A 1,765-nucleotide genomic window follows, 5' to 3' on the forward strand; every position below is an offset into this window, starting at 1 on the left:
ACGGCACTCCCGACCTCGAGTCCACACCCCTCCCCCACACCCACGGACCACTCCACGCGAACGTCACACACACTCAGGCCACGGTTGGTAAAGTCGCAGATGATGAGGTCCCATCGGGCGAGGTGGTGGTCGCGGTGGGCCTGTTCGACCTTCTCCTGCGACTGATAGGTGCAGAAGACGTTCACAGGTCCGAAGGCCGCGGCCCCGGCGGCGTGGTGGGCGAGTTCCTCGGCCGAACCGATGCGCAGGACTCCGCCGGGCAGCACGCCGCCGGCGTCCTCGTGACAGATGGTGAGGTAGAGGCCCCGGCGGCCTTCGCGGTGCCAGACCTGCGCGGTCTGGTAGAGCAGCTGGATGCTGGGGGCGAAGAGCACCACGTTGCCGTGGGGGGCGATGCGGTGGGCGACGTGGAGTGCGACGAGGGTCTTGCCGGTACCGGTGGCCATCACGACGCTGACGCGGGCGTGGTGATCGAGGAAGGCGGAGACGCTGTTGTCGACAGCGACGGCCTGATGGCCACGCAGCGCCGTGGCGAGTTGGTCTTCGGATACGGTCCCGGGCACCGGGCTCCCCCCTTGTCATCGTGTGCCTGGGACCTCATGGTCCGCACACGAGGAGGTGTCTGGTCCTGCTTTCGCCGGCTGGTTCACCCTTTCGGGGATATCCGGCAGGCAGGGAGGTTCTCGCTGCCCGGTACCCAGCAGCATGGGAAATGCCGGGCTGCTGCGGCAGCGGTCATCGCCAGAGTTGGGGGCAGCGGAGGTGGACGGACAAGTAGCCGGAGCTTCTTTGCTGTTCGGGCCCCGCAGGCCGCTGCCCGTGCGGGTAACGCCGTTGCGGGGCGAGTCGACGGGCAGTTTCGTCAACCGGCTGGCACACGGCCAGGGACTGGAGTTGGAAGAACTGCTGGAGCGCGTGGGCTTCGGGCAGGCGTCCCGGGATCCGGTGCGGGTACGGGCCTATCCCTCCAGCACCGAGATGTACGTCAACGAGCGGGGGCTTGAGTATCTGGCGGTGCTGTGCGGGAGCACCGCGTCGTCGCTGCAGGAGGTCCTGCCGAGCACGGCGGCCGCGCATCTGCTGAAGACCGAGACTACGCAAGCGGTGTGGAAGTGGCCGTGGCTGCCGCGCAAGGGGTACCTGGTGCCGCTGTGCGGGACGTGCGCTGCCGCCTGCGGGGTGCGGGAGACGACATGGATGATCAGCGCAGACCGCTGGCGGGTCTGCCTGGAGCATCTGCGGTTCACCGACAGCGACGCGAGCGGGGGCGGGCGGGGGCTGTCGCTGAAGCTGCTGCCGGAGACGGCCGAGGCGCACCGGGAGCGGGAAGCCCTTAGCCAGCGGCACGGGCAGGTGGGCCGGGAGCTGTTCGCCGACGCCTTCCAGATCACGGTGCACTGGTGGACGCATCTTCCAGGCACCGCACGGTGGGTGCGCCGGGCCTGGGACGCGGGCCTGGAGGCTGAGGCGGTCCCCACGGCGCCGCTCGTGCTGATGCCGGAAGCCGCTGCCATGGCGGCCCATCTGACTGCTTTCGAACACGCGGGCAGACGGGACGGACAGGCCCGTACACGGTGGATGGAGGCGCTGCGGAGCGAGATGGACGGGTGGGGCGTCGACTTCTCGGTCGGCCGGCTGGCGCTGATGGACTGGCTGCAGCGGCACAGCACTGAACCGCCCCGTGTTCCATAGAGATCTCAGACTGTGGTTGTGACCTGTGGTTTTGTGAGTTCGGTGTAGTAGTTGGCTTCGTATTCGACGGGCG

The 1,765-nt window shown here is 68.5% G+C and carries 2 protein-coding genes; one reads left to right on the forward strand and one right to left on the reverse strand.

What is annotated here, in order from left to right; translation table 11 throughout:
• Positions 1 to 563: DEAD/DEAH box helicase family protein (locus tag ACFY2B_RS46130; protein WP_390769043.1), on the reverse strand; the 563-nt coding region annotated here is incomplete at its 3' end.
• Between the two features lie 226 nt (positions 564 to 789).
• Here ACFY2B_RS46130 and ACFY2B_RS46135 point away from each other — a divergent pair.
• A complete protein-coding gene (locus tag ACFY2B_RS46135; RefSeq protein WP_390769044.1) occupies positions 790 to 1,692 on the forward strand; it encodes a TniQ family protein in 903 nt (300 codons plus the stop codon).
• Positions 1,693 to 1,765 lie beyond the last annotated feature (73 nt).

Origin of the sequence: Streptomyces sp. NPDC001270 (assembly GCF_042896695.1) — a bacterium.
GTDB lineage: Bacteria > Actinomycetota > Actinomycetes > Streptomycetales > Streptomycetaceae > Streptomyces.